General features: G+C 71.3%; 15 protein-coding genes. 5 read left to right on the top strand and 10 right to left on the bottom strand.

Annotated elements, in window-relative coordinates:
• Window positions 1–89: 89 nt before the first annotated feature.
• Window positions 90–1451 (top strand): dipeptidase, encoded by a 1362-nt coding sequence (locus tag KHP12_RS43705; protein WP_086879752.1) that lies wholly within the window; start codon window positions 90–92, stop codon window positions 1449–1451.
• A gap of 84 nt (window positions 1452–1535) precedes the next feature.
• Here KHP12_RS43705 and KHP12_RS43700 read toward each other — a convergent pair whose 3' ends face one another.
• The 4 genes from KHP12_RS43700 to KHP12_RS43685 all read right to left on the bottom strand — a co-directional run bounded on the left by KHP12_RS43700 (window position 1536) and on the right by KHP12_RS43685 (window position 5905).
• Window positions 1536–2570, bottom strand: coding sequence for an NUDIX hydrolase (locus KHP12_RS43700; protein WP_086879753.1), 1035 nt, complete (start codon window positions 2568–2570; stop codon window positions 1536–1538).
• 207 nt (window positions 2571–2777) lie between these two features.
• On the bottom strand, window positions 2778–3698 hold the full coding sequence (locus KHP12_RS43695; protein ID WP_208652837.1) for a carbohydrate ABC transporter permease: 921 nt from the start codon (window positions 3696–3698) through the stop codon (window positions 2778–2780).
• The gene (locus KHP12_RS43690) at window positions 3695–4609 is read right to left on the bottom strand and encodes a carbohydrate ABC transporter permease (protein ID WP_086879754.1); all 915 of its coding nucleotides are present in this window, start codon (window positions 4607–4609) and stop codon (window positions 3695–3697) included. Before KHP12_RS43690 ends, KHP12_RS43695 begins: the two co-directional genes overlap by 4 nt.
• Before the next feature lie 12 nt (window positions 4610–4621).
• Entirely contained in the window at window positions 4622–5905 is a 1284-nt protein-coding gene (locus KHP12_RS43685) for an ABC transporter substrate-binding protein (protein ID WP_166484439.1), read from the bottom strand.
• Between the two features lie 213 nt (window positions 5906–6118).
• On the opposite strand from KHP12_RS43685, the gene KHP12_RS43680 reads away from it, so the two are divergent.
• The gene (locus tag KHP12_RS43680; protein ID WP_086879755.1) at window positions 6119–8176 is read left to right on the top strand and encodes an NPCBM/NEW2 domain-containing protein; all 2058 of its coding nucleotides are present in this window, start codon (window positions 6119–6121) and stop codon (window positions 8174–8176) included.
• 60 nt (window positions 8177–8236) lie between these two features.
• Here KHP12_RS43680 and KHP12_RS43675 read toward each other — a convergent pair whose 3' ends face one another.
• Together KHP12_RS43675 and KHP12_RS43670 are read right to left on the bottom strand one after the other, a co-directional pair.
• Complete coding sequence (locus tag KHP12_RS43675) at window positions 8237–9808, bottom strand: serine/threonine-protein kinase (protein WP_086879762.1); 1572 nt, start codon at window positions 9806–9808, stop codon at window positions 8237–8239.
• A gap of 135 nt (window positions 9809–9943) precedes the next feature.
• On the bottom strand, window positions 9944–10921 hold the full coding sequence (locus KHP12_RS43670) for an ROK family protein (protein WP_211834520.1): 978 nt from the start codon (window positions 10919–10921) through the stop codon (window positions 9944–9946).
• A gap of 145 nt (window positions 10922–11066) precedes the next feature.
• Here KHP12_RS43670 and KHP12_RS43665 point away from each other — a divergent pair, with 145 nt between their 5' ends.
• A complete protein-coding gene (locus KHP12_RS43665; protein ID WP_037961999.1) occupies window positions 11067–12134 on the top strand; it encodes a LacI family DNA-binding transcriptional regulator in 1068 nt (355 codons plus the stop codon).
• Window positions 12135–12283: 149 nt separating this feature from the next.
• Window positions 12284–12736 (top strand): hypothetical protein, encoded by a 453-nt coding sequence (locus tag KHP12_RS43660; protein WP_211834519.1) that lies wholly within the window; start codon window positions 12284–12286, stop codon window positions 12734–12736.
• Between the two features lie 73 nt (window positions 12737–12809).
• Here KHP12_RS43660 and KHP12_RS43655 read toward each other — a convergent pair whose 3' ends face one another.
• A complete protein-coding gene (locus KHP12_RS43655) occupies window positions 12810–13193 on the bottom strand; it encodes an SHOCT domain-containing protein (protein WP_086879758.1) in 384 nt (127 codons plus the stop codon).
• 177 nt (window positions 13194–13370) lie between these two features.
• Between KHP12_RS43655 and KHP12_RS43650 the strand changes: the two genes are divergently transcribed.
• A complete protein-coding gene (locus KHP12_RS43650; RefSeq protein ID WP_086879759.1) occupies window positions 13371–14003 on the top strand; it encodes a GAP family protein in 633 nt (210 codons plus the stop codon).
• Window positions 14004–14033: 30 nt separating this feature from the next.
• Here KHP12_RS43650 and KHP12_RS43645 read toward each other — a convergent pair whose 3' ends face one another.
• The 3 genes from KHP12_RS43645 to KHP12_RS43635 form a co-directional block, all read right to left on the bottom strand.
• Window positions 14034–15245, bottom strand: a complete 1212-nt coding sequence (locus KHP12_RS43645) for a hypothetical protein (protein WP_086879763.1) — start codon at window positions 15243–15245, stop codon at window positions 14034–14036.
• Window positions 15246–15385: 140 nt separating this feature from the next.
• Window positions 15386–16678 (bottom strand): DUF6986 family protein, encoded by a 1293-nt coding sequence (locus tag KHP12_RS43640; RefSeq protein ID WP_086879760.1) that lies wholly within the window; start codon window positions 16676–16678, stop codon window positions 15386–15388.
• Window positions 16679–16836: 158 nt separating this feature from the next.
• Window positions 16837–17799 (bottom strand): electron transfer flavoprotein subunit alpha/FixB family protein, encoded by a 963-nt coding sequence (locus tag KHP12_RS43635; protein WP_210609007.1) that lies wholly within the window; start codon window positions 17797–17799, stop codon window positions 16837–16839.
• Between the last annotated feature and the right edge of the window lie 51 nt (window positions 17800–17850).

Here is a 17850-nt window from a genome sequence, read left to right as displayed (position 1 = left end):
ATGATCGGCCGCGCGGCATCAAGCCGTACATACGTGCCCATCGCCGCGCATCCCGCCGCCGGCCCGTCGCACCCCAGGAGGGTCCCCCCATGGAGAAGGCGCCTCTCGCCGCCACCGTCGCCGCCCTGCAATCGCGCGCCAGGGCCGAGCTGGCCGAGCTGGTGGCCTTCAAGTCGGTGGCGGACCCGGCGCAGTTCCCGCCCGGCGAATGCGAGGCGGCCGCCCGCTGGGTGGCCGACGCGCTGCGCGCCGAGGGGTTCGAGGACGTGGCGCTGCTGGACACGCCCGACGGCACGCAGTCCGTCTACGGCTTCCTGCCCGGTCCGGCCGGTGCCCCGACCGTGCTGCTCTACGCCCACTACGACGTGCAGCCCCCGCTGGACGAGGGCGCCTGGTACACCCCGCCCTTCGAGCTGACCGAGCGCGACGGCCGCTGGTACGGGCGGGGCGCCGCGGACTGCAAGGGCGGCGTGATCATGCATCTCACCGCGCTGCGCGCGCTCAAGGCGAACGGCGGGGTCCCGGTCAACGTCAAGGTGATCGTGGAGGGTTCGGAGGAGCAGGGCACGGGCGGTCTTGAGCGCTACGCCGAGGCCCATCCGGAGCTGCTGACCGCCGACACCATCGTGATCGGCGACGCGGGCAACTTCCGGGTCGGGCTGCCGACGGTCACGGCCACGCTGCGCGGGATGACGCTGCTGCGGGTCTCGGTGGAGACCCTGGAGGGCAATCTGCACTCCGGCCAGTTCGGCGGGGCGGCCCCGGACGCGCTCGCCGCGCTGATCCGCGTCCTGGACTCGCTGCGCGCCGAGGACGGCTCGACCACGGTCAAGGGCCTCGACGCGGACGCGGCCTGGGACGGGCTCCAGTACCCGGACGAGGAGTTCCGCAAGGACGCCAAGGTGCTCGACGGGGTCGGGCTGATCGGCTCCGGTACGGTCGCGGACCGCATCTGGGCGCGCCCGGCGGTCACCGTGCTCGGCATCGACTGCCCGCCGGTGGTCGGCGCCACCCCGTCCGTCCAGGCGGGCGCGCGGGCGCTGATCAGCCTGCGGGTGCCGCCGGGCGTGGACGCGGCCGAGGCCAACCGGCTGCTCGCCGAGCACCTCCGGTCCTCGGTGCCGTGGGGCGCGCGGCTTTCGGTGGAGCAGGTCGGCCAGGGCCAGCCGTTCCGCGCGGACACCACGAGCCCGGCGTACGCGGCGATGCGGGAGGCGATGCGCCTGGCGTACGACGGGCAGGAGATGGCGATCGCCGGGCAGGGCGGCTCGATCCCGCTGTGCAACACGCTGGCCTCGCTCTACCCGGAGGCGGAGATCCTGCTGATCGGACTGAGCGAGCCGGAGGCGCAGATCCACGCGGTCAACGAGAGCGTCTCGCCCGAGGAGTTGGAGAAGCTCTCGCTCACCGAGGCGCTGTTCCTGGGGATGTACGCGGCGGGCAAGGGCTGAGCCCCCCTTCACCTCGCACCCGGTCGGCGGGGGCGGCCCCACGGGCCGGGCCTGCGGGCGGCCCCACGGGCCGGGCCTGCGTGGTCAGCCCGTGGGGACGCCCGCTTCGAGATACAGCGGGCGGCCCTGCTCACGGGCGCGCAGCGCCCAGCGCAGCCGGCTCAGCCGCACCGGTGGCAGCAGCGCGGCGGCCTCGCTCTCGGTGACGAAGCGCCAGCCGCGCAGTTCGGAGCCGGGCAGCAGCACCTCCCGGGCGGCCGCGCTGGAGAGCTTGCCGCCGTCGAAGAGCAGCCGCAGGCCCCCGTAGCCGGGCGGCTGGGGGCGTTCCCAGTCGGCCACCAGCAGCCGCAGCGGTTCGTCCAGCCGTAGCCCCAGCTCCTCGGTGACCTCGCGCACCCCGGCGCACATGGGGGGTTCGCCCGGCTCGACGACGCCGCCGGGGAACTCCCAGCCGGGCTTGTAGGTGGGGTCGACGAGCAGCACCCGGTCCTCCTCGTCGAAGAGCAGGACCCCGGCGGCCAGCGTCTCCGCCCTCGGCTCCGGGGTCTGCACGATGTCGCAGATCCCGGCGCCCTCGCGGACCGCGTCGGCGATGTGCTGGGCGGTCTGGCGCGGGGTGAGCCCGGTGGTGTCCACGACATGGGCATCGGTGGTCAGCCAGGTCAGGGCCGCCCGATAGGGCGCGAGGTGGGCCAGGCACCACTGGCGTACGGACTCGCTGGCGTCCGCGTTCCCGGGTATCTCCTCGCGTTCGGCTATGCGCTCGCGAAGGATCGTTTCATCGGTGTGCAGCAGAACATGCCGTACGGGGATGCGACGGGCCGCGAACCCGCCGAAGATCTCATCCCGGTACTCCTGTCTGAGGACCGTCATCGGGACCACGAGCGGGCCGCCGACCTCCGCGATCAGCGCCGCTCCGGTGTCCACCACCAGCCGGCGCCAGGAGGGCAGATCCTGGTAGTCGGACACCTGCTCAAGACGTTTCCGCGGGAGCATCATCCGCAGACCGTTACCGACCAGCTCCGGGTCGTAGAACGTGCTGCCGGGCATGAAGTCCACCAATTCGCGGGCCGCGGAGGTCTTACCCGCACCGAACGCACCGTTCAGCCAGACGATCACATTTCCCCCTATTCCATCGCCTCCTGACAGTTGCCCGCATCACCCTGCCACGGAAACGCGCGAAGACGACCGAGTGACGGATCGCGTCGCTCCGGACGGGTTGGGCGGGGGACGCGGGGCGGGGCGACGGCGCGTGGCCGGGGATCGTGTGGCCCTTGTGCCACAGGGGTCACCGTGGCCATGTGAGCCACAGTGACCCCTGTCGTATCAGCCCTTGCTGGCGCCGAGGGTGAGCCCGGCGATGAAGTGGCGCTGCAACAGCAGGAAGACCAGCACCGTGGGAAGCGCCACGATCACCGAGCCCGCCGCGAGCAGGTTGTAGTCGGTGAAGAACTGGCCGCGCAGATTGTTGAGCGCGGAGGTGATGGGCAGCTTGTCGCCGTCGGAGATGAAGACGAGCGCCCACAGGAAGTCGTTGTACATCCAGGTGAATTGCAGGGTGGCGAGCGCGGCCAGCGCGGGCCGGCACAGCGGAAGCGTGATGTTCCAGTACTGCGCCCAGACCCCCGCGCCGTCCACCCGCGCCGCCTCCACGATCTCATCGGGAATGGTGCGCATGAAGTTGGCGAGGACGAAGACGCAGAATCCCACCTGGAAGGCGACCTGAACGGCGAGCACGGCCCAGTAGGAGTCGTACATCGTCATCGAGTCCGACATCCAATAGGGCAGATCGATCTTGGTGAAGAGCACATAGAGCGGGGTGACGATGACCTGCTGCGGCAGCAGATTGCCCGCCGTGAACACCATCAGCAGTACCAGCCCGCCGCGTATTCTCAGCCGGGTCACACAGAAGGCGACGAACGAGGCGAGAAACAGCGTCAACAGCACCCCGGGCACCGCGATGATGAGCGAGTTGACGAAGTACTTGCCCATCCCGGAGTCGTTGAACGCCTTGGCGTAGTAGTCGAATGACAGATGGCGCGGCAGCGAGAAATAGCCGTATTTCGCGGTCTCCTCGTACGGCCGCAGCGAGGCGTAGACGGCGAGCAGCAGCGGGGCGAGGAAGGCGAGCGACACGACCATCAGAAAGGCGTGCAGCCCGAGCCGGCCACGGGTCACCCGTCGCTTGGCGGTGCCGGTCACCGGGGTCACGGTCCGTACGGGGGCGGGCGGAGTGGTGACGGTCATCCCTTCTTCCCCCCTCGCAGCTCCTGGACCAGATAGGTCACGATGAATCCCAGGGACACGGTCAGCAGGACGACGGCGATCGCGGAGCCGAATCCGATCCGGCTGGCCTCGCCGATGATGTTGTCGGTGACCAGCACCGAGAGCAGTTCGAGCCCGTTACGCCCGTGGTTGATGGCGTAGACGATGTCGAAGGCGCGCAATGCCTCGATCACGGTGATGACGCCGACGATGATATTGACGGGCCGCAGAGTGGGCAGCACCACCCGGAAGAAGGTCTGGGTCTCGCTGGCACCGTCGATCGCGGCCGCTTCCTTGAGCGAGGGATCGACGGATTTCAGCCCGGCCAGATAGAGGATCATCACATACCCGGTGTGCCGCCAGGCGGCCGCCAGCAGCACCATCCAGATATTGAGGTCCGGGTCTCCGAGCCAGTCCACCGGGTCGTTCTTGTTGGCGAGGATCGCGTTCAGCGCACCCTGGTCACGGGAGAAGACCAGCTGTGCGATGAAGCCGACGATGGCGAGGGAGAGCACCACCGGCATATAGAGGGTGGACTGGTAGAAGCGGCTGAACCGCACACCCTTGTCCAGCAGTACGGCCAGCAGCAGGCCGAAGGGGGTCGCGACCAAGCCGAGAAAGGCCACCCAGAGCAGATTGTTGCGGACCGCGGGCCAGAACGGCGGATAGTCGGTGAAGAGGGTCTTGTAGTTGTCGATGCCCACCCAGTGGATATCGCCGATGCCGTCCCAGCTGGTGAAGGACAGGCCGATGGAGGCGAGGGTCGGGCCCCAGATCAGGGCCAGGTCGAGCAGGACGGGTATGCCCAGCAGCACGCCGATGACGGCGAGGTCGCGGGAGGTGAACCTCCGCGGACCCCGCCGTTTGGCACGCCGCGCGGTCGTGAGGGGCACGGCGCGGATCTCCTAGTCGCTGGCGAAGATGGTCTTCTTCTGGGACTCGATGTCCTTGGTGAGGCCGTCGATGTCGTTCGGCTTGTTGATGAACTGCTGAATGGCCCGGATCATCACCTGGGACGCGAAGTCCGGCCGGGTGTCCCGGTCCATGAACTGCGATATCTGCTTGGCGTTCGAGACGAGGTCGACGGCCTTCTTCTGAAGCGCGTTGTACGACGAGGTGGACGCCTTGTCGTTGACGGCGATGTTGTTCGGGTCCCGCTTCAGGTAGATCTCCTCGGCGGCGGGGGTGGCGAGGTACTTCATCAGCTCCTTGCCCTCCTTCTGCCGCTTGGACTTCTTCGCCAGCAGAAAGCCGTCGATCGGCGCCTCCACCGCGTCCTGGCCATAGGCGGAGTCGATCTCCGGGAAGGGGAAGAAGTCCAGATCATCGCGGTCGGCGGCGGAGAACTGCTGCCCAGGGTGGGGCAGCCCGAAGACCGCCATACCGGACTTCTTCTGCGCCAGGCTCTGCGCGGCCTCCTGCCAGGTCCGCCCGTTGGCGCCTTTCTGGTGGTACGGCATCAGTCCGCGCCACAGGTCGAAGACGTTTCGGACCTTGGGATCGGTCCAGGACTCCTTGCCGCCCATGAGGGAGATATGGAAGTCGTAGCCGTTGGCCCGCATATTGAGATAGTCGAAGGTCCCCATGGCGGGCCAGCCGTCCTTGTCGCCGAAGGCGATGGCGTCGAGACCGTCCTTGTCCATCCGCTTGGCGAGCGCCCGGAACTCGTCGAAGGTCTTCGGAACCTCGTAGCCGCGCTGGGCGAAGACGCTCTTCCGGTAGAAGACGGCCCAGGGGTAGTAGTAGTACGGCACGAGGTACTGCTTGCCGTCCTTACCGGTGGACTGCGCCTTGAGCGCGTCGGAGAAGCCGTCGAAGCCCTTCCAGAGGTCGCTGATCTCGGCGAGCTGCCCCTGCTCGGCGAAGAACTGCATGCGGTACCCGGCGAACCACATGAAGACGTCGTCGGGGGTGCCCTTCAGATAGCGGTTGATGCCCTCCTGGAAGGCCTCGTGGTTGACGGTGTTGACCTTGACCTTCTTGTCCGACTTCTTCTCGTACGCGTTGAACACCTCGGCGAACGCCTTGCGGGGCACGGCGTCGGAGGCATTGGAGCCGATCTTCACTTCGTTGCCCGGACCACCGCAGGCGGTCAGCAGCGTCGGAAGGGCTACCGCGCCGGCTCCGGCCGCGGTGCCTCGTAGTAGCGCACGGCGGGAGATCCGATGTCCTGACGATGACGGTGCCATGTGCCCCTCCACAGAGGTTCAATCAAACACAACCGAACGCGAGTGAGGGGATCTCACCCGGCGGCCAGGCGAATCGTCAAGGGTTTTGACGAGATATCGAACAACTGTTATCGCATCTCTTCCAACAGACTCCAACAGGGTCTACCGTAAACGCTCGCATGTGACGCAGCTATGACACTGCGTCACCCCCGTTGAGAACGGAGGACCCGCATCGTGCGCCACCGCTGTTTTCGACCCGCGAGGCGAAGAGTCATCGGAGCATTGAGCGCCGGTCTGCTGGCCACGGTCGGCCTGGCCCTCCCGGCCGTCGCCCAGCCCGCGCATCCCGCCGAGGTCACCCCACCGGCCTCCGTCCCGGGCGGCGAGCCCGGTGACGGGCTCGCCCTCACCCCTCCGATGGGCTTCAACAACTGGAACTCCACCCACTGCCGCGCGGAGTTCAATGAGGCGATGGTCAAGGGCATCGCCGACATCTTCGTGGCCAAGGGGCTGAAGGACGCCGGATACCAGTACGTCAACCTCGACGACTGCTGGGCGCTGCCGCAGCGCGATGCCAATGGCAAGCTGGTGCCCGATCCGGTCCGCTTCCCGAACGGCATCAAGGCCGTCGCCGACTATGTCCACTCCAAGGGACTGAAGATCGGCATCTACACCAGCGCGGGCACCAAGACCTGCAACAGCGCCGGCTTCCCCGGGGGCCTCGGCCATGAGAAGTCCGACGCCCAGCAGTTCGCCGACTGGGGCATCGACTACCTCAAGTACGACAACTGCAATAACCAGGGTGTCGACGCCAAGCAGCGCTACCGCACCATGCGCGACGCCCTGAAGGCCGCGACCGCGACCACCGGCCGCCCCATCGTCTACAGCATCTGCGAATGGGGCGAGAACAAGCCCTGGGAGTGGGCCGGGGAAGTCGGCCATCTGTGGCGGACCACGGGCGACATCAGCGACAGCTGGGGCAGCATGCTGTCGATCGCCAAGCAGAACCTGCCGCTCGCGAAGTACGCCGGGCCCGGCCACTGGAACGACCCCGACATGCTGGAGGTCGGCAACGGCGGGATGACGGCCACCGAGTACCGCAGCCACTTCTCGCTGTGGTCGATCATGGCCGCACCGCTGCTGATCGGTACCGATCTGCGCAAGGCCAACGCCGAGACGTACGAGATCCTCGGCAATCACGAAGTGATCGCCGTCGATCAGGACCCGCTGGGCAAGCAGGGCACCGTGGTCTCCTCCGAGGGTGGGCGCTGGGTCGTCGCCAAGGAGATGGCGGACGGCAGCCGCGCCGTCGCGCTGTTCAACGAGACCGACCGGCCGCAGCACATCGCCACCACGGCGACCGGGGTCGGGCTGCCCCGGGCGACCGCGTACCGGCTGCGCGACCTGTGGGCGCACAAGGACTACAACACCGCCGGAGCCATCTCGGCCACCGTCCCGGCCCATGGCACCGTGCTCTACCGGGCCTCGGCCGACTCCCGCTGGGCCTCCTACCCGCCCGCCGCCGAACTCGGCCTCGACGGCACCGCGCTGACCGAGGCCGGGGCCGCGGCCCAGGTCGACACCACGCTCACCGACCTCGGCCGCACCCCGGCCCAGCAGGTCTCGGTCCGGCTCACCGGCCCCGACGGCTGGCGGATCAAGGCCACCTCCCCGACCCGGGCCGCCTCGCTGCCCACCGGCTCGAAGCTGGCCACGCGCTGGCAGGTGACCGCCCCCGCCGGAGCCGCGCCCGGTGCGTACGACCTGACGGTCAGCGCCGACTACCGCTCACCGGGCGGCCAGAAGGCCGCCGCCCGGCTGGTCTCGGCCCTCCATGTGGTGGTCGCTCCGCCCTCCGGCAGCTCGTACGCGAGCGATCTGCCCTGGCTGAGCGCGCTCAACGGCTGGGGCCCGGTGGAGAAGAACACCAGCGTCGGCGAGAACGACGCGGGTGACGGCCATCCGCTCACCCTCGGCGGCACCACGTACGCCAAGGGCCTGGGCGTGCACGCGCCGAGTGAGGTCACGTACTACACCGGGGGCCGGTGCTCGCGCTTCACCGCACAGGTCGGCGTGGACGACGAGGAGGGCACCGCCGGGACGGTCGGCTTCGAGGTCTGGGCGGACGACACCAAGGTGGCCTCGTCGAAGACGCTGACCAACGCCGATCCGGCCACCGCCCTTGACGCCGCCATCGGCGGGGCGCAGACGGTCCGGCTCGTCGTCACCGACGGCGGGGACGGGGTCACCAGCGATCACGGGGACTGGGCCGACGCGGCCTTCACCTGCTGACGAGATCCACCGATGGAGATCCACCGATGAGATCCGCCCCTTCCCGCGGCCGTCCCCGGCTCAGCACTCGGGCAGTCCGGGAAGGGGCGCGTCATTGTCGCCGCCCTTGACGTAGACGACGCTCACATAGACATCGCGATGGCCGTTGTCGTCGTCGGTCCTGGCCCACCACACGTTCGTCCACTTGCCATAGGTCTCCCGGCGGCCCAGGTTCTCCTGGCAGGAGAAGTAGTTCACACCGTGCTTGAGGGTGCCGACCGGCTCACCGCCGTGGGTGTACGAGGTGGCGTCGCGCCACACCTCGCAGTCGTACCGCCCGCCGTCGCCGCCATGGCAGACGGGCGCGGCGCCCGGGGGCGGGGCCGATGAGGCCGCCGGGCCGCCCTGGTCGCCGTTGTCGCCGTCCGGAGTGGGTGAGGCCGTGTCGGCCGGCTCCGCGCTGCCCTGCCCGGCCGTGCCGCTCGCCTTACCGCCGCCCGGTGCGGCGGTCTTCCCCGGACCCGCCGGTTCGCTCGGCGGATCCTTCGTCCGCCCCGACTCCGTGGTGTGGCCATCGCCTCCGACCAGCGCGTACGTCAGCCCGCCGCCGATGAGCGCGACGGTGGCGGCCGCGGCCGCGATGAGCACTCCGCGGCGCCTGCGCCCCGCGCTTCGCGCCCCGGCCCCGTCCCCCGCGCCCGGCTCCCCGCTCACCAGCGGCTCTACGGGCGGCGGGCCGAACCCCGGCGACGGGGCGGAGGCGGCTGGCTCGCTCGATGGAACGGGCGGCGGCCCGGCCGCACCCCGCGGCGTCTCCCCCGCGGCCACCTCCGCCAGCATCCGGCGCGCCTCGGCGGCGGACGGCCGCCCTCGCGGGTCCTTGTCCATCAACGCGCGCAACACAGGGGCCAGCGGCCCGGCCAGCCGCGGCTCGGGCAGCGGCTCATTGACGATCGCGGTGAGCGTGGACCACACGGAGGTGCGGCGGAACGGCGACGAGCCCTCCACCGCCGCGTACAGCGTCATCCCCAGCGCCCAGATGTCCGAGGCCGGGCTCGGGTCCTGGCCCTGGGCGCGCTCGGGCGCGAGATAGTCCAGCGAGCCGATCAGCTCGCCGCTGCGGGTCAGCTTGGTGGTGGCGCCGTCCTCGGGCGCTTCCAGGCTCGCGATGCCGAAGTCCGTGAGGACGACACGGCCCTCGCGGTCCAGCAGCACATTGCCGGGCTTCACATCCCGGTGCAGCACCCCGGCGCCATGGGCCGCGCCGAGCGCGTCCGCGACCTCGGCGCCGATCCCCGCGGCCTCCCGGGGGTCGAGGGTGCCCCGCTCGTCGAGCACATCGTCGAGCGAGGGCCCGTCGATGAGCTCCATGACGATGAGCGGCAGCCCGCCCTCCTCGGCCACGTCGTGGACCGTGATCACACCGGAGTGCCGGATCCGGGCCGCCGCCCGCGCCTCCCGCTGCATCCGGGTGCGCAGATCGGCCAGTTCGGCGCTGGAGGCGTCGGTGTGGGCGCGCAGCACCTTGACCGCGACCTCCCGGCCGAGCACCGTGTCCACGGCCTTGCAGACCACGCCCATGCCGCCCCGGCCGAGGCTGCCCGTCACCTGGTACCGCCCGCCCAGCAGCCGCCCGGACAGATCGCCGCCCATGTCCGCCGGTGCCACCGCTCCGCCTCCCCCAGGGTCTGTCGTCAAAGGGGCGCCCGGACACTTCCGGGCTCAGGGCGAACAGCTTAGGGGGAGACGGTGACAGCGGGTCATGGTCAAACGGTGAAGGAGCGGGGCTCAGTCCCCGGCCGGACCCGTGCCCGCCGCCGGGCCGAACCCCTCGAGACGCGCCTCCTGCGCCGCCGCGGCGGCCGCGCCCACCAGCCCGGCGTCGGTGCCCATCTGCGCCGGGACGACCTCCAGCCCCTGGACGAACGACAGGGTCGCGTAGTCGCGCAGGGCGCGCCGCAGGGGCGCGAAGAGCACGTCCCCGGCGCCCGCCACGCCGCCGCCCACGACCGCCACCTCGATCTCGACGAGCGCGGCGGTCGCGGCGATCCCGGCGGCCAGGGCCTGGGCGGCCCGTTCGAAGGAGGCCCGCGCGACCGGGTCTCCGGCCCGCGCCGAGGCGGCGACGGCCTCGGCGCTGGTGTCGCCGTCCGGCCCCGGGCGCCAGCCGCCGTCCAGGGCGCGGCGGGCGATGTTGGGGCCGCTGGCGATCCGCTCCACACAGCCGCGTCCGCCACACGGGCACGGGTCGCCGTTCAGCTCCACGCTGATGTGGCCGATGTGCCCGGCGTTTCCGGTCGGGCCCGGGTGCAGCCGGCCGCCCAGGACCAGCCCGCCGCCCACGCCGGTGGAGACCACCATGCACAGCGCGCTCTTACGGCCGCGCGCCGCGCCCTGCCAGTGTTCGGCGGCCGTCATCGCCGGCCCGTCGCCGACCAGCGAGAGCGGCAGTGCGCCGGTGGTCTCCCGGACCCCGGCGACCAGCGGGAAGTCACGCCAGCCGGGGATGTTGACGGGGCTGACGGTGCCCACTGAGGCGTCCACCGGGCCCGCGCTGCCAATGCCGACGGCGGCGGCCCGCGACCAGTGCGCGGTGGCCGCGAGTTCCTCGAGCACGGCGGTGACCTGGCCCATCACCGTGGCACCGGTCTCCTGGGCAAGGGTGGCGCGGCGGGCCCGTACGACCAGCTTTCCGCTTCCGTCCACCAGAGCGCCCGCGATCTTGGTCCCGCCGATGTCCAGTGCGGCGATGAGGTCACGTGGCATAGGTGTCGACTCTCCTGGTGGGCATGCTGGTGGGCATGGACGTGTTCGGTGTGCGGCCATAGTCTTCCCGGCGCTGACAACGTTGTCCAGGGGCTATGCTCGTCACTCCTTCCCCCACGACGACCAGCGACGGGACGAGCGCACTGTGACCGACACCGCCCCGGGCACCGCCAGCCGCACCCCCACACGCCGTTACGGCACCCGGCCCACTATGAAGGACGTCGCCGCACGGGCCGGAGTCGGCCTCAAGACCGTCTCCAGAGTGGTCAACGGCGAGCCGGGCGTCACCCCCGACACCGAGCGCCGCGTCCAGGAGGCCATCACCGCGCTCGGCTTCCGCCGCAATGACAGCGCCCGCATTCTGCGCAAGGGCCGTACGGCGAGCATCGGACTGGTCCTGGAGGATCTGGCCGACCCTTTCTACGGTCCGCTGAGCCGCGCCGTCGAGGAGGTCGCCCGGGCCCATGGCGCGCTGCTGATCAACGGATCCAGCGCGGAGGACCCCGAGCGGGAGCAGGAGCTGGTGCTCGCGCTGTGCGCGCGCCGGGTCGACGGCCTCGTCATCATCCCGGCCGGCCATGACCACCGCTATCTGGCGCCCGAGATGGCGGCCGGGGTCGCCACCGTCTTCGTCGACCGGCCCGCGGGGCGCATCGACGCCGACGCCGTGCTCGCCGACAGCTTCGGCGGTTCCCACGACGCCGTCGCCCATCTGATCGCCCATGGCCACCGCCGGATCGGCTTCCTCGGCGACCTGCCCGGCATCCACACCGCCACCGAACGGCTGCGCGGCTATCACGCGGCGATGAGCGAGGCCGGGTTGCCGGTCCATGACGCCTGGGTCTCGCTCGGCCCCACCGATCCGGAGCGGGTCCGGACCGCGGCCACCGCGATGCTGGACGCCGCCGAGCCGGTCACCGCGCTCTTCGCGGGCAACAACCGGGTCACCGTCACGGTCGTACGGGTCCTGGCCGAGCGCCCCGCGCCCGCCACGCCGGTGGCCCTCATCGGCTTCGACGACTTCGAGCTCGCCGATCTGCTCTCCCCCGGGATCACCGTCATAGCCCAGGACTCGGCCCAGCTCGGCCGTACGGCAGCCGATCTGCTCTTCCGCCGCCTCGACGGCGCGGGCGGGGACCCCCGGCGGCTCGTCCTGCCGACCCGGCTGATCCCGCGCGGCTCGGGCGAACTGCCCCCGCCCGCGACATCCTGAGCGCCCTCCTCTCCGAACGACACTCCTTCCCCGAACGGCGCCCTTCCCCGAACGCCTGAACGGCCCCGCTCCGGTTGCCTCGGTCTCCCACTCCCCCGAGGGTGGAGGCGGAGGGCCCGGGGCCCGTCCGACGGAACGAGGGAGATGCGATGAGCGGGCGCCGAACGCGGACGATCTGCGCGGTGAGCCTCATGGCCGTGCTGGCGCCGGCGGCCGTCGGCTGTTCGGACGGCGGGGGCACCCCGTCGTCCGAGGTGTCCCGGGCCTCCGCCGCCGTCGCGTCCGCGAGGGCGTCGGCGCAGGCCGAGCTGGACAAGATCAAGGGCGGATCCCAGGCCAAGCGCGAGGTGAAGGTCGGCCGGGTGAGCCGCGACGGCGCGGGACGGGCCGTGGCACCGCTGACCGTGACCAACCGGGCCAAGCACCCGGCCGGCTACGCCATCGAGGTCAACTTCCGCGACGCGAGCGGGGACTTGGTGGACGCCGTCGTCCTGCGCCTGTCCAAGGTGCCCCCGGACCAGCCCACTCCGGCCACCGCCCGCAGCCACCGCAAGCTCACCGGCCGCATCACGGCGAACGTGGGCACGGCGCTGCGGTACTGACCGTACTGACCGGTCCGGCCCCGACGGCGCCCGCGCCTTCGCCCGCGACAACCCGAAGGCGTTCCACCACCTCTCAGGCGGCGAGCACCTTTGCCTTGGCGCGCTCGTACTCCTCGGCCGTGAGGTCGCCGTGATTCTTGAGCTCCACCAGGTGCTCGAGCTCCTCCGCGCGGCCCGTGGCGGCGGTCGTCCGTACGAACTCCCGGAAGTCCGCCTCCGCCTTCTCGGCCCGCTTCATCTCACGCATGCCCATCCCACGGCCACGTGCCACCAGGTACACGAAGACGCCGAGGAAGGGCAGCACCAGGACGAAGACGGTCCAGCCCGCCTTGGCCCATCCGTTCAGCGAGTCGTCGCGGAAGAGATCGGCGAACACGCGGAACAGCAGAAACAGCCACAGGATCCACAGAAAGACCCACATCGTGGTCAGAAAAACATTCAGCAGTGGATAGTCCATCGTCTGCCTCCCGTCGGACACACCCGGCGAGGCCGCCAGGGCCCCACCAGGACCCACATCCTCAGCTTACGGCGGCCCCCGGTCGGCTCACCAGCGGATGCCACAAGGGCGGGCAGTGCGTACCAATGGGAGGGCGGGGCGTCACCACGCGGCGGAGGCCGGAAGGGCGGGCGGACCATGGGACTCCAGGTTCTTCCCCTGGCCGTCACGATGATGGCGGGGCCGCAGATCGTGGCCGCCGTCGTCCTCGTGACCACCGCGCGGCCGGTGCGGGTGTGCCCGGCGTTTCTGCTCGGGGTGGCGATCGCCACGGCGGTGGGAGTCGCCCTCGCCCGGGGGATCTTCGCGCTGCTGGGGCAGGCCATCGCACCGGGCGACTCGTCCGGTCGGGGTGTGGCGGCGGTCGTCGTCCAACTGGTGCTGGTGGGGCTGCTGGCGCTGGTCGCCGTGAAGAACGTGGTGAAGCGGCGGACGGTCGAGCCGCCGAAGTGGCTGGGCTCGCTGATGGAGGCCGATCCCCGTAAGGCGCTCACGACCGGCTTTCTGATCATCCTGCTCATGCCGTCCGACATCGCGGTCATGCTGACCGTGGGGGCGAATCTGGAGCAGCACGACGCGGAATGGACGGCGGCGCTGCCGTTCATCGCCGCCACCGTGCTGATCGCGGCACTGCCGCTGCTGGTCTACCTCCTCCTCGGCGACCGGGCGCGGCGCGCGATGCCCCGGCTCCGGGAATGGCTCACCACCCATAGCTGGGTGGTCAATGTCGCCGCGTGCCTGATCTTCATCGTGCTCATCCTGGCCCCCTGACGGCTTGTGGGCGGACCACCCCGCCCCGGCTCAACCGCCCCGGCCGTGTGCACCCGTGCGGCCCGTGGCGGCCAGGAGGGCGATCACGGCGAGGGCGGCCAGCAGGATCAGCACCAGGAAGAGCACCGTCAGCACGGTGGGGTGGTTCCACAGGGCGAACACCGCGACCGGCACCAGCAGGGCCGTCGTCGTCAGTCCCCGCCGGTGGTCGGCGGTCCAGGTGCCGGCCCGGCCGGTGCGCATCCCGTGGGCCGCGCCCCAGCGGGCCGCGCTGTCGGCGAGGACCTCGGCCCGGCCGCGTACGGTGCTCGGCAGCCGCCCCGGCCCTGCCAGATAGGCGCCGAGCGCGACCACGAGGCCGAGCACCAGCACGGTGAGCACGGTGACCCGCAGGAAGCGCACCACCGTGTCGAAGAGGACCGAGGCGGCCTCCCGGGACAGTACGCTCGTCGGCACATGGTCGAGGTAGTAGCGGCGGCCCACCACGAGGACCAGGGCCAGGGCGAGGGAGGCGAGCGCGGTGCCCAGGGCCGCGCGGGCGAGCGCCCGGCGGCGCCGGCGGGCGAGCAGCACTCCCGTACCGCCGAGGGTCACGGTCAGCGCGGGCAGCCAGTTCCCGGCCAGGTCGAGCAGGCGCGCCGACCGTCGGATGGTGTCGAGCCGGTCGGAGTGGAAGAGGACGAGCCGCTGGTGGATGTCCGGGATGCCGGTCACCGCGGGGAGCCCGGCGTCCACCAGCTGCTGTCTGACCCGCTCCACGGCGGCGCCGACGTTGAGGGTGACGGTGTGGCCCTCGACGCCGACCGGCCCGCCGCCCTTGCCGGTGAGGGCGCTCACGACGGCGGTGTGTGCGGCCCGGTTGGCGCCGGTCCACACGGCGGGGAACTGCTCGCTGCGCACGATGTGGACGGCCACCTTCCGCACCGCCTGGTCCAGGGCCGAGTCCAGCTGCGGGGCCAGCCCCTCGATGGTGTCGGCGGCCCGCTCCGGGAGGCCGTGGGCGCGCAGCCAGGAGGCGATGCCGGCGGTGATCTCCTGGCTGTTGTGGCGGATGTCGACGGCCTGGCTGACCTGGTCCACGGCGGTGTCCTGGATCGCCGGGTCCTTCGCGAGCGGGGCGACGGTCGCCACATAGCGGTCGGTGTCCAGGACGATGTCGTGGACCCACACCGTCAGCACGGACACCGGTACGAGGAGGCAACCGAGCAGGATCAGCAGGGCCGACACGGCGCTTCTGGCCATGACACCCATCTCCCGCCTTCACCGGCGGGGCCGCATCCCGGGTGCCACGTGCGGGTGAGCGGATGTGGCCAAGCGGATCAGCGGGCCCGGTGGTACGGGCCGATCCGTGGGCTCCCGCGGATCCGGTGTTCCGGGGTCGGTCAGGAGGCAGCCGGGGCGACGCGGCCCGCCAGCGCGTCGAGTTCGGCGCGGCCGAGCCCGGTCAGCCGCTCGACCTCGGCGCCGTCGAGAGCCCCGCAGTCCAGCCCGCGCACCAAGTGACCGCTGAGCGCCTTCGCGGTGGCCGGTTCGTCGGCGATGCCGGTTCCTCCGGCCGTACGGTCCACATACGCGGCGAGCCGTTCCGCGGCCGCCTCCAGGCCCTCGCGGTAGAACGCGTAGACGGCGGCGTAGCGGGTCGGGAGGTGGCCGGGGTGCATGTCCCAGCCCTGGTAGTAGGCGCGCGCCAACGACCGCCGGACCAGGCGGTGGTGGAGCCGCCAGGCGTCGTGGACCCGCTCGGTGGGGCCGACCGGCAGCACGTTGGTGGAGCCGTCGGAGAGCCGTACGCCGGTGCCCGCGGCGGCGACCTGCATCACGGCCTTGGCGTGGTCGGCCACGGGGTGGTCCATGGACTGGTGGGCGGCGCCGACGCCACAGGAGGCGCTGTAGTCGAAGGTGCCGTAGTGCAGTCCGGTGGCCCGCCCCTCGGCGGCGTCGATCATCCGGGCGACGGTGGCGCGACCGTCCGGGCCGAGGATGGCCTGGGTGGTCTCGATCTGGATCTCGAAGCCGATGCGGCCGGGGGCGAGTCCGTGCGCCTTCTCGAACTCCTCGCACAGCCGGGCCATCGCGGTGACCTGCTCGGCGTACGTCACCTTGGGCAGGGTGAGCACCAGGCCGTCCGGCAGCCCTCCGGACGCCATCAGCCCGGTGAGGAAGATGTCGAGGGTGCGGATGCCGCGGTCGCGTACGGCGGCCTCCAGGCACTTCATGCGGATGCCCACGTAGGGCGGCGCGGTGCCCTCCGCGCCGGCGGCCGCGACGAGCGAGGCGGCGCGGACGGCCGCGGCGTCCTCCTCGGCGTCGGGGCGGGGGCCGTAGCCGTCCTCGAAGTCGATCCGCAGATCCTCCACGGGCTCGCGCTCGAGCTTGGCCCGCACCCGGGTGTGGACGGGTTCGGCGAGTTCGCCGGGGAGGCCGAGGACGGCGGCGAAGGAGGCGGCGTCGGGGGCGTGCCGGTCGAGGGCCGCCAGCGCCTGGTCGCCCCAGTCGCGCACCGTACCGGCGGTGAAGAGGTCGGCCGGGACGTAGACGGTGTGGACGGGCTGACGGGTGCCCGGGTCGCCGGGATAGCGGCGGGCGAGCTCGGCGTCGACGGCGGCGAGGGAGTCGGCGATGGACGCCCGTACGGCACCGGGCAGGCTGGTCCGCACCGTCTTCTGAGGCTCCATGTCCGCTCCTCCACCCTTCCCGCCATTTCCGCTGTACGGAAACGATGATCCGTGCAGTGAAGTTAGCCAGCCGTGGAACCGCGGGTCAACACCCTCCCGGCAGCCGCGAGGCCCCGCACGCGCATCGCGTGCGGGGCCTCGCGGAGATCCGGCGGGGGTCAGCCCTTGCGGGTCTTGACCTCCTCGGTCAGCTGCGGGACGACCTCGAAGAGGTCACCGACCACGCCGTAGTCGACCAGGTCGAAGATCGGGGCCTCGGCATCCTTGTTGACGGCCACGATGGTCTTCGAGGTCTGCATACCGGCCCGGTGCTGGATCGCCCCCGAGATACCCGCCGCGATGTACAGCTGCGGCGAAACGGTCTTGCCGGTCTGGCCCACCTGATTGGTGTGCGGGTACCAGCCCGCGTCCACCGCGGCGCGCGAGGCGCCCACGGCCGCACCCAGGGAGTCGGCGAGCGCCTCGACCACGGGGAAGTTCTCCGCGCCACCCACACCACGGCCACCGGAGACCACGATCGCGGCCTCGGTCAGGTCCGGACGCCCGGTCGACTCACGCGGCGTACGCGCCACGACCTTCGTACCGGTCGCCTTCTCCGAGAAGGACACCTCAAGCGCCTCGACCGCGCCCGCGGCCGGGGCCGCCTCCACCGCCGCCGAGTTCGGCTTCACGGTGATCACCGGAGTGCCCCTGCTGACCCGGGACCTGGTGGTGAAGGCGGCGGCGAAGACCGACTGCGTGGCCACCGGACCCTCCTCACCGGCCTCCAGGTCCACCGCGTCGGTGATGATGCCCGAGCCGATACGGACCGCGAGCCGGGCCGCGATCTCCTTGCCCTCCGCGGAGGACGGGAACAGCACGGCGGACGGCGAGACGGCCTCAAACGCGGCCTGGACCGCATCCACCTTCGGAACGACCAGGTAGTCGGCGAACTCGGGCGCCTCCGCGGTCAGGACCCTCACCGCGCCATGCTCGGCGAGGGCGGGCGCGGTGTTCTCGGCACCGGAGCCGAGGGAGACCGCGACCGGCTCGCCGATGCGGCGGGCCAGGGTCAGCAGCTCCAGAGTGGGCTTGCGGACGGCACCGTCCACGTGGTCGACAAAGACAAGGACTTCAGCCATGGGAATCGCTCTCCTGCGACATGCGAAAGATCTGGACGGTAGGGACGGCGC

It is taken from the genome of Streptomyces asiaticus, from assembly GCF_018138715.1.
GTDB lineage: Bacteria > Actinomycetota > Actinomycetes > Streptomycetales > Streptomycetaceae > Streptomyces > Streptomyces asiaticus.
This window is presented reverse-complemented; position numbering and strand designations above follow the sequence as displayed.

What these genes read in the sequence shown, in the direction of transcription:
- KHP12_RS43705 (WP_086879752.1), top strand. Translation starts at nt 90, where the DNA reads ATGGAGAAGGCGCCTCTCGCCGCCACCGTCGCCGCCCTGCAATCGCGC.
- KHP12_RS43695 (WP_208652837.1), bottom strand. Translation starts at nt 3,698, where the DNA reads ATGACCGTCACCACTCCGCCCGCCCCCGTACGGACCGTGACCCCGGTG.
- KHP12_RS43685 (WP_166484439.1), bottom strand. Translation starts at nt 5,905, where the DNA reads ATGGCACCGTCATCGTCAGGACATCGGATCTCCCGCCGTGCGCTACTA.
- KHP12_RS43675 (WP_086879762.1), bottom strand. Translation starts at nt 9,808, where the DNA reads ATGGGCGGCGATCTGTCCGGGCGGCTGCTGGGCGGGCGGTACCAGGTG.
- KHP12_RS43670 (WP_211834520.1), bottom strand. Translation starts at nt 10,921, where the DNA reads ATGCCACGTGACCTCATCGCCGCACTGGACATCGGCGGGACCAAGATC.
- KHP12_RS43660 (WP_211834519.1), top strand. Translation starts at nt 12,284, where the DNA reads ATGAGCGGGCGCCGAACGCGGACGATCTGCGCGGTGAGCCTCATGGCC.
- KHP12_RS43655 (WP_086879758.1), bottom strand. Translation starts at nt 13,193, where the DNA reads ATGGACTATCCACTGCTGAATGTTTTTCTGACCACGATGTGGGTCTTT.
- KHP12_RS43650 (WP_086879759.1), top strand. Translation starts at nt 13,371, where the DNA reads ATGGGACTCCAGGTTCTTCCCCTGGCCGTCACGATGATGGCGGGGCCG.
- KHP12_RS43645 (WP_086879763.1), bottom strand. Translation starts at nt 15,245, where the DNA reads ATGGCCAGAAGCGCCGTGTCGGCCCTGCTGATCCTGCTCGGTTGCCTC.
- KHP12_RS43640 (WP_086879760.1), bottom strand. Translation starts at nt 16,678, where the DNA reads ATGGAGCCTCAGAAGACGGTGCGGACCAGCCTGCCCGGTGCCGTACGG.
- KHP12_RS43635 (WP_210609007.1), bottom strand. Translation starts at nt 17,799, where the DNA reads ATGGCTGAAGTCCTTGTCTTTGTCGACCACGTGGACGGTGCCGTCCGC.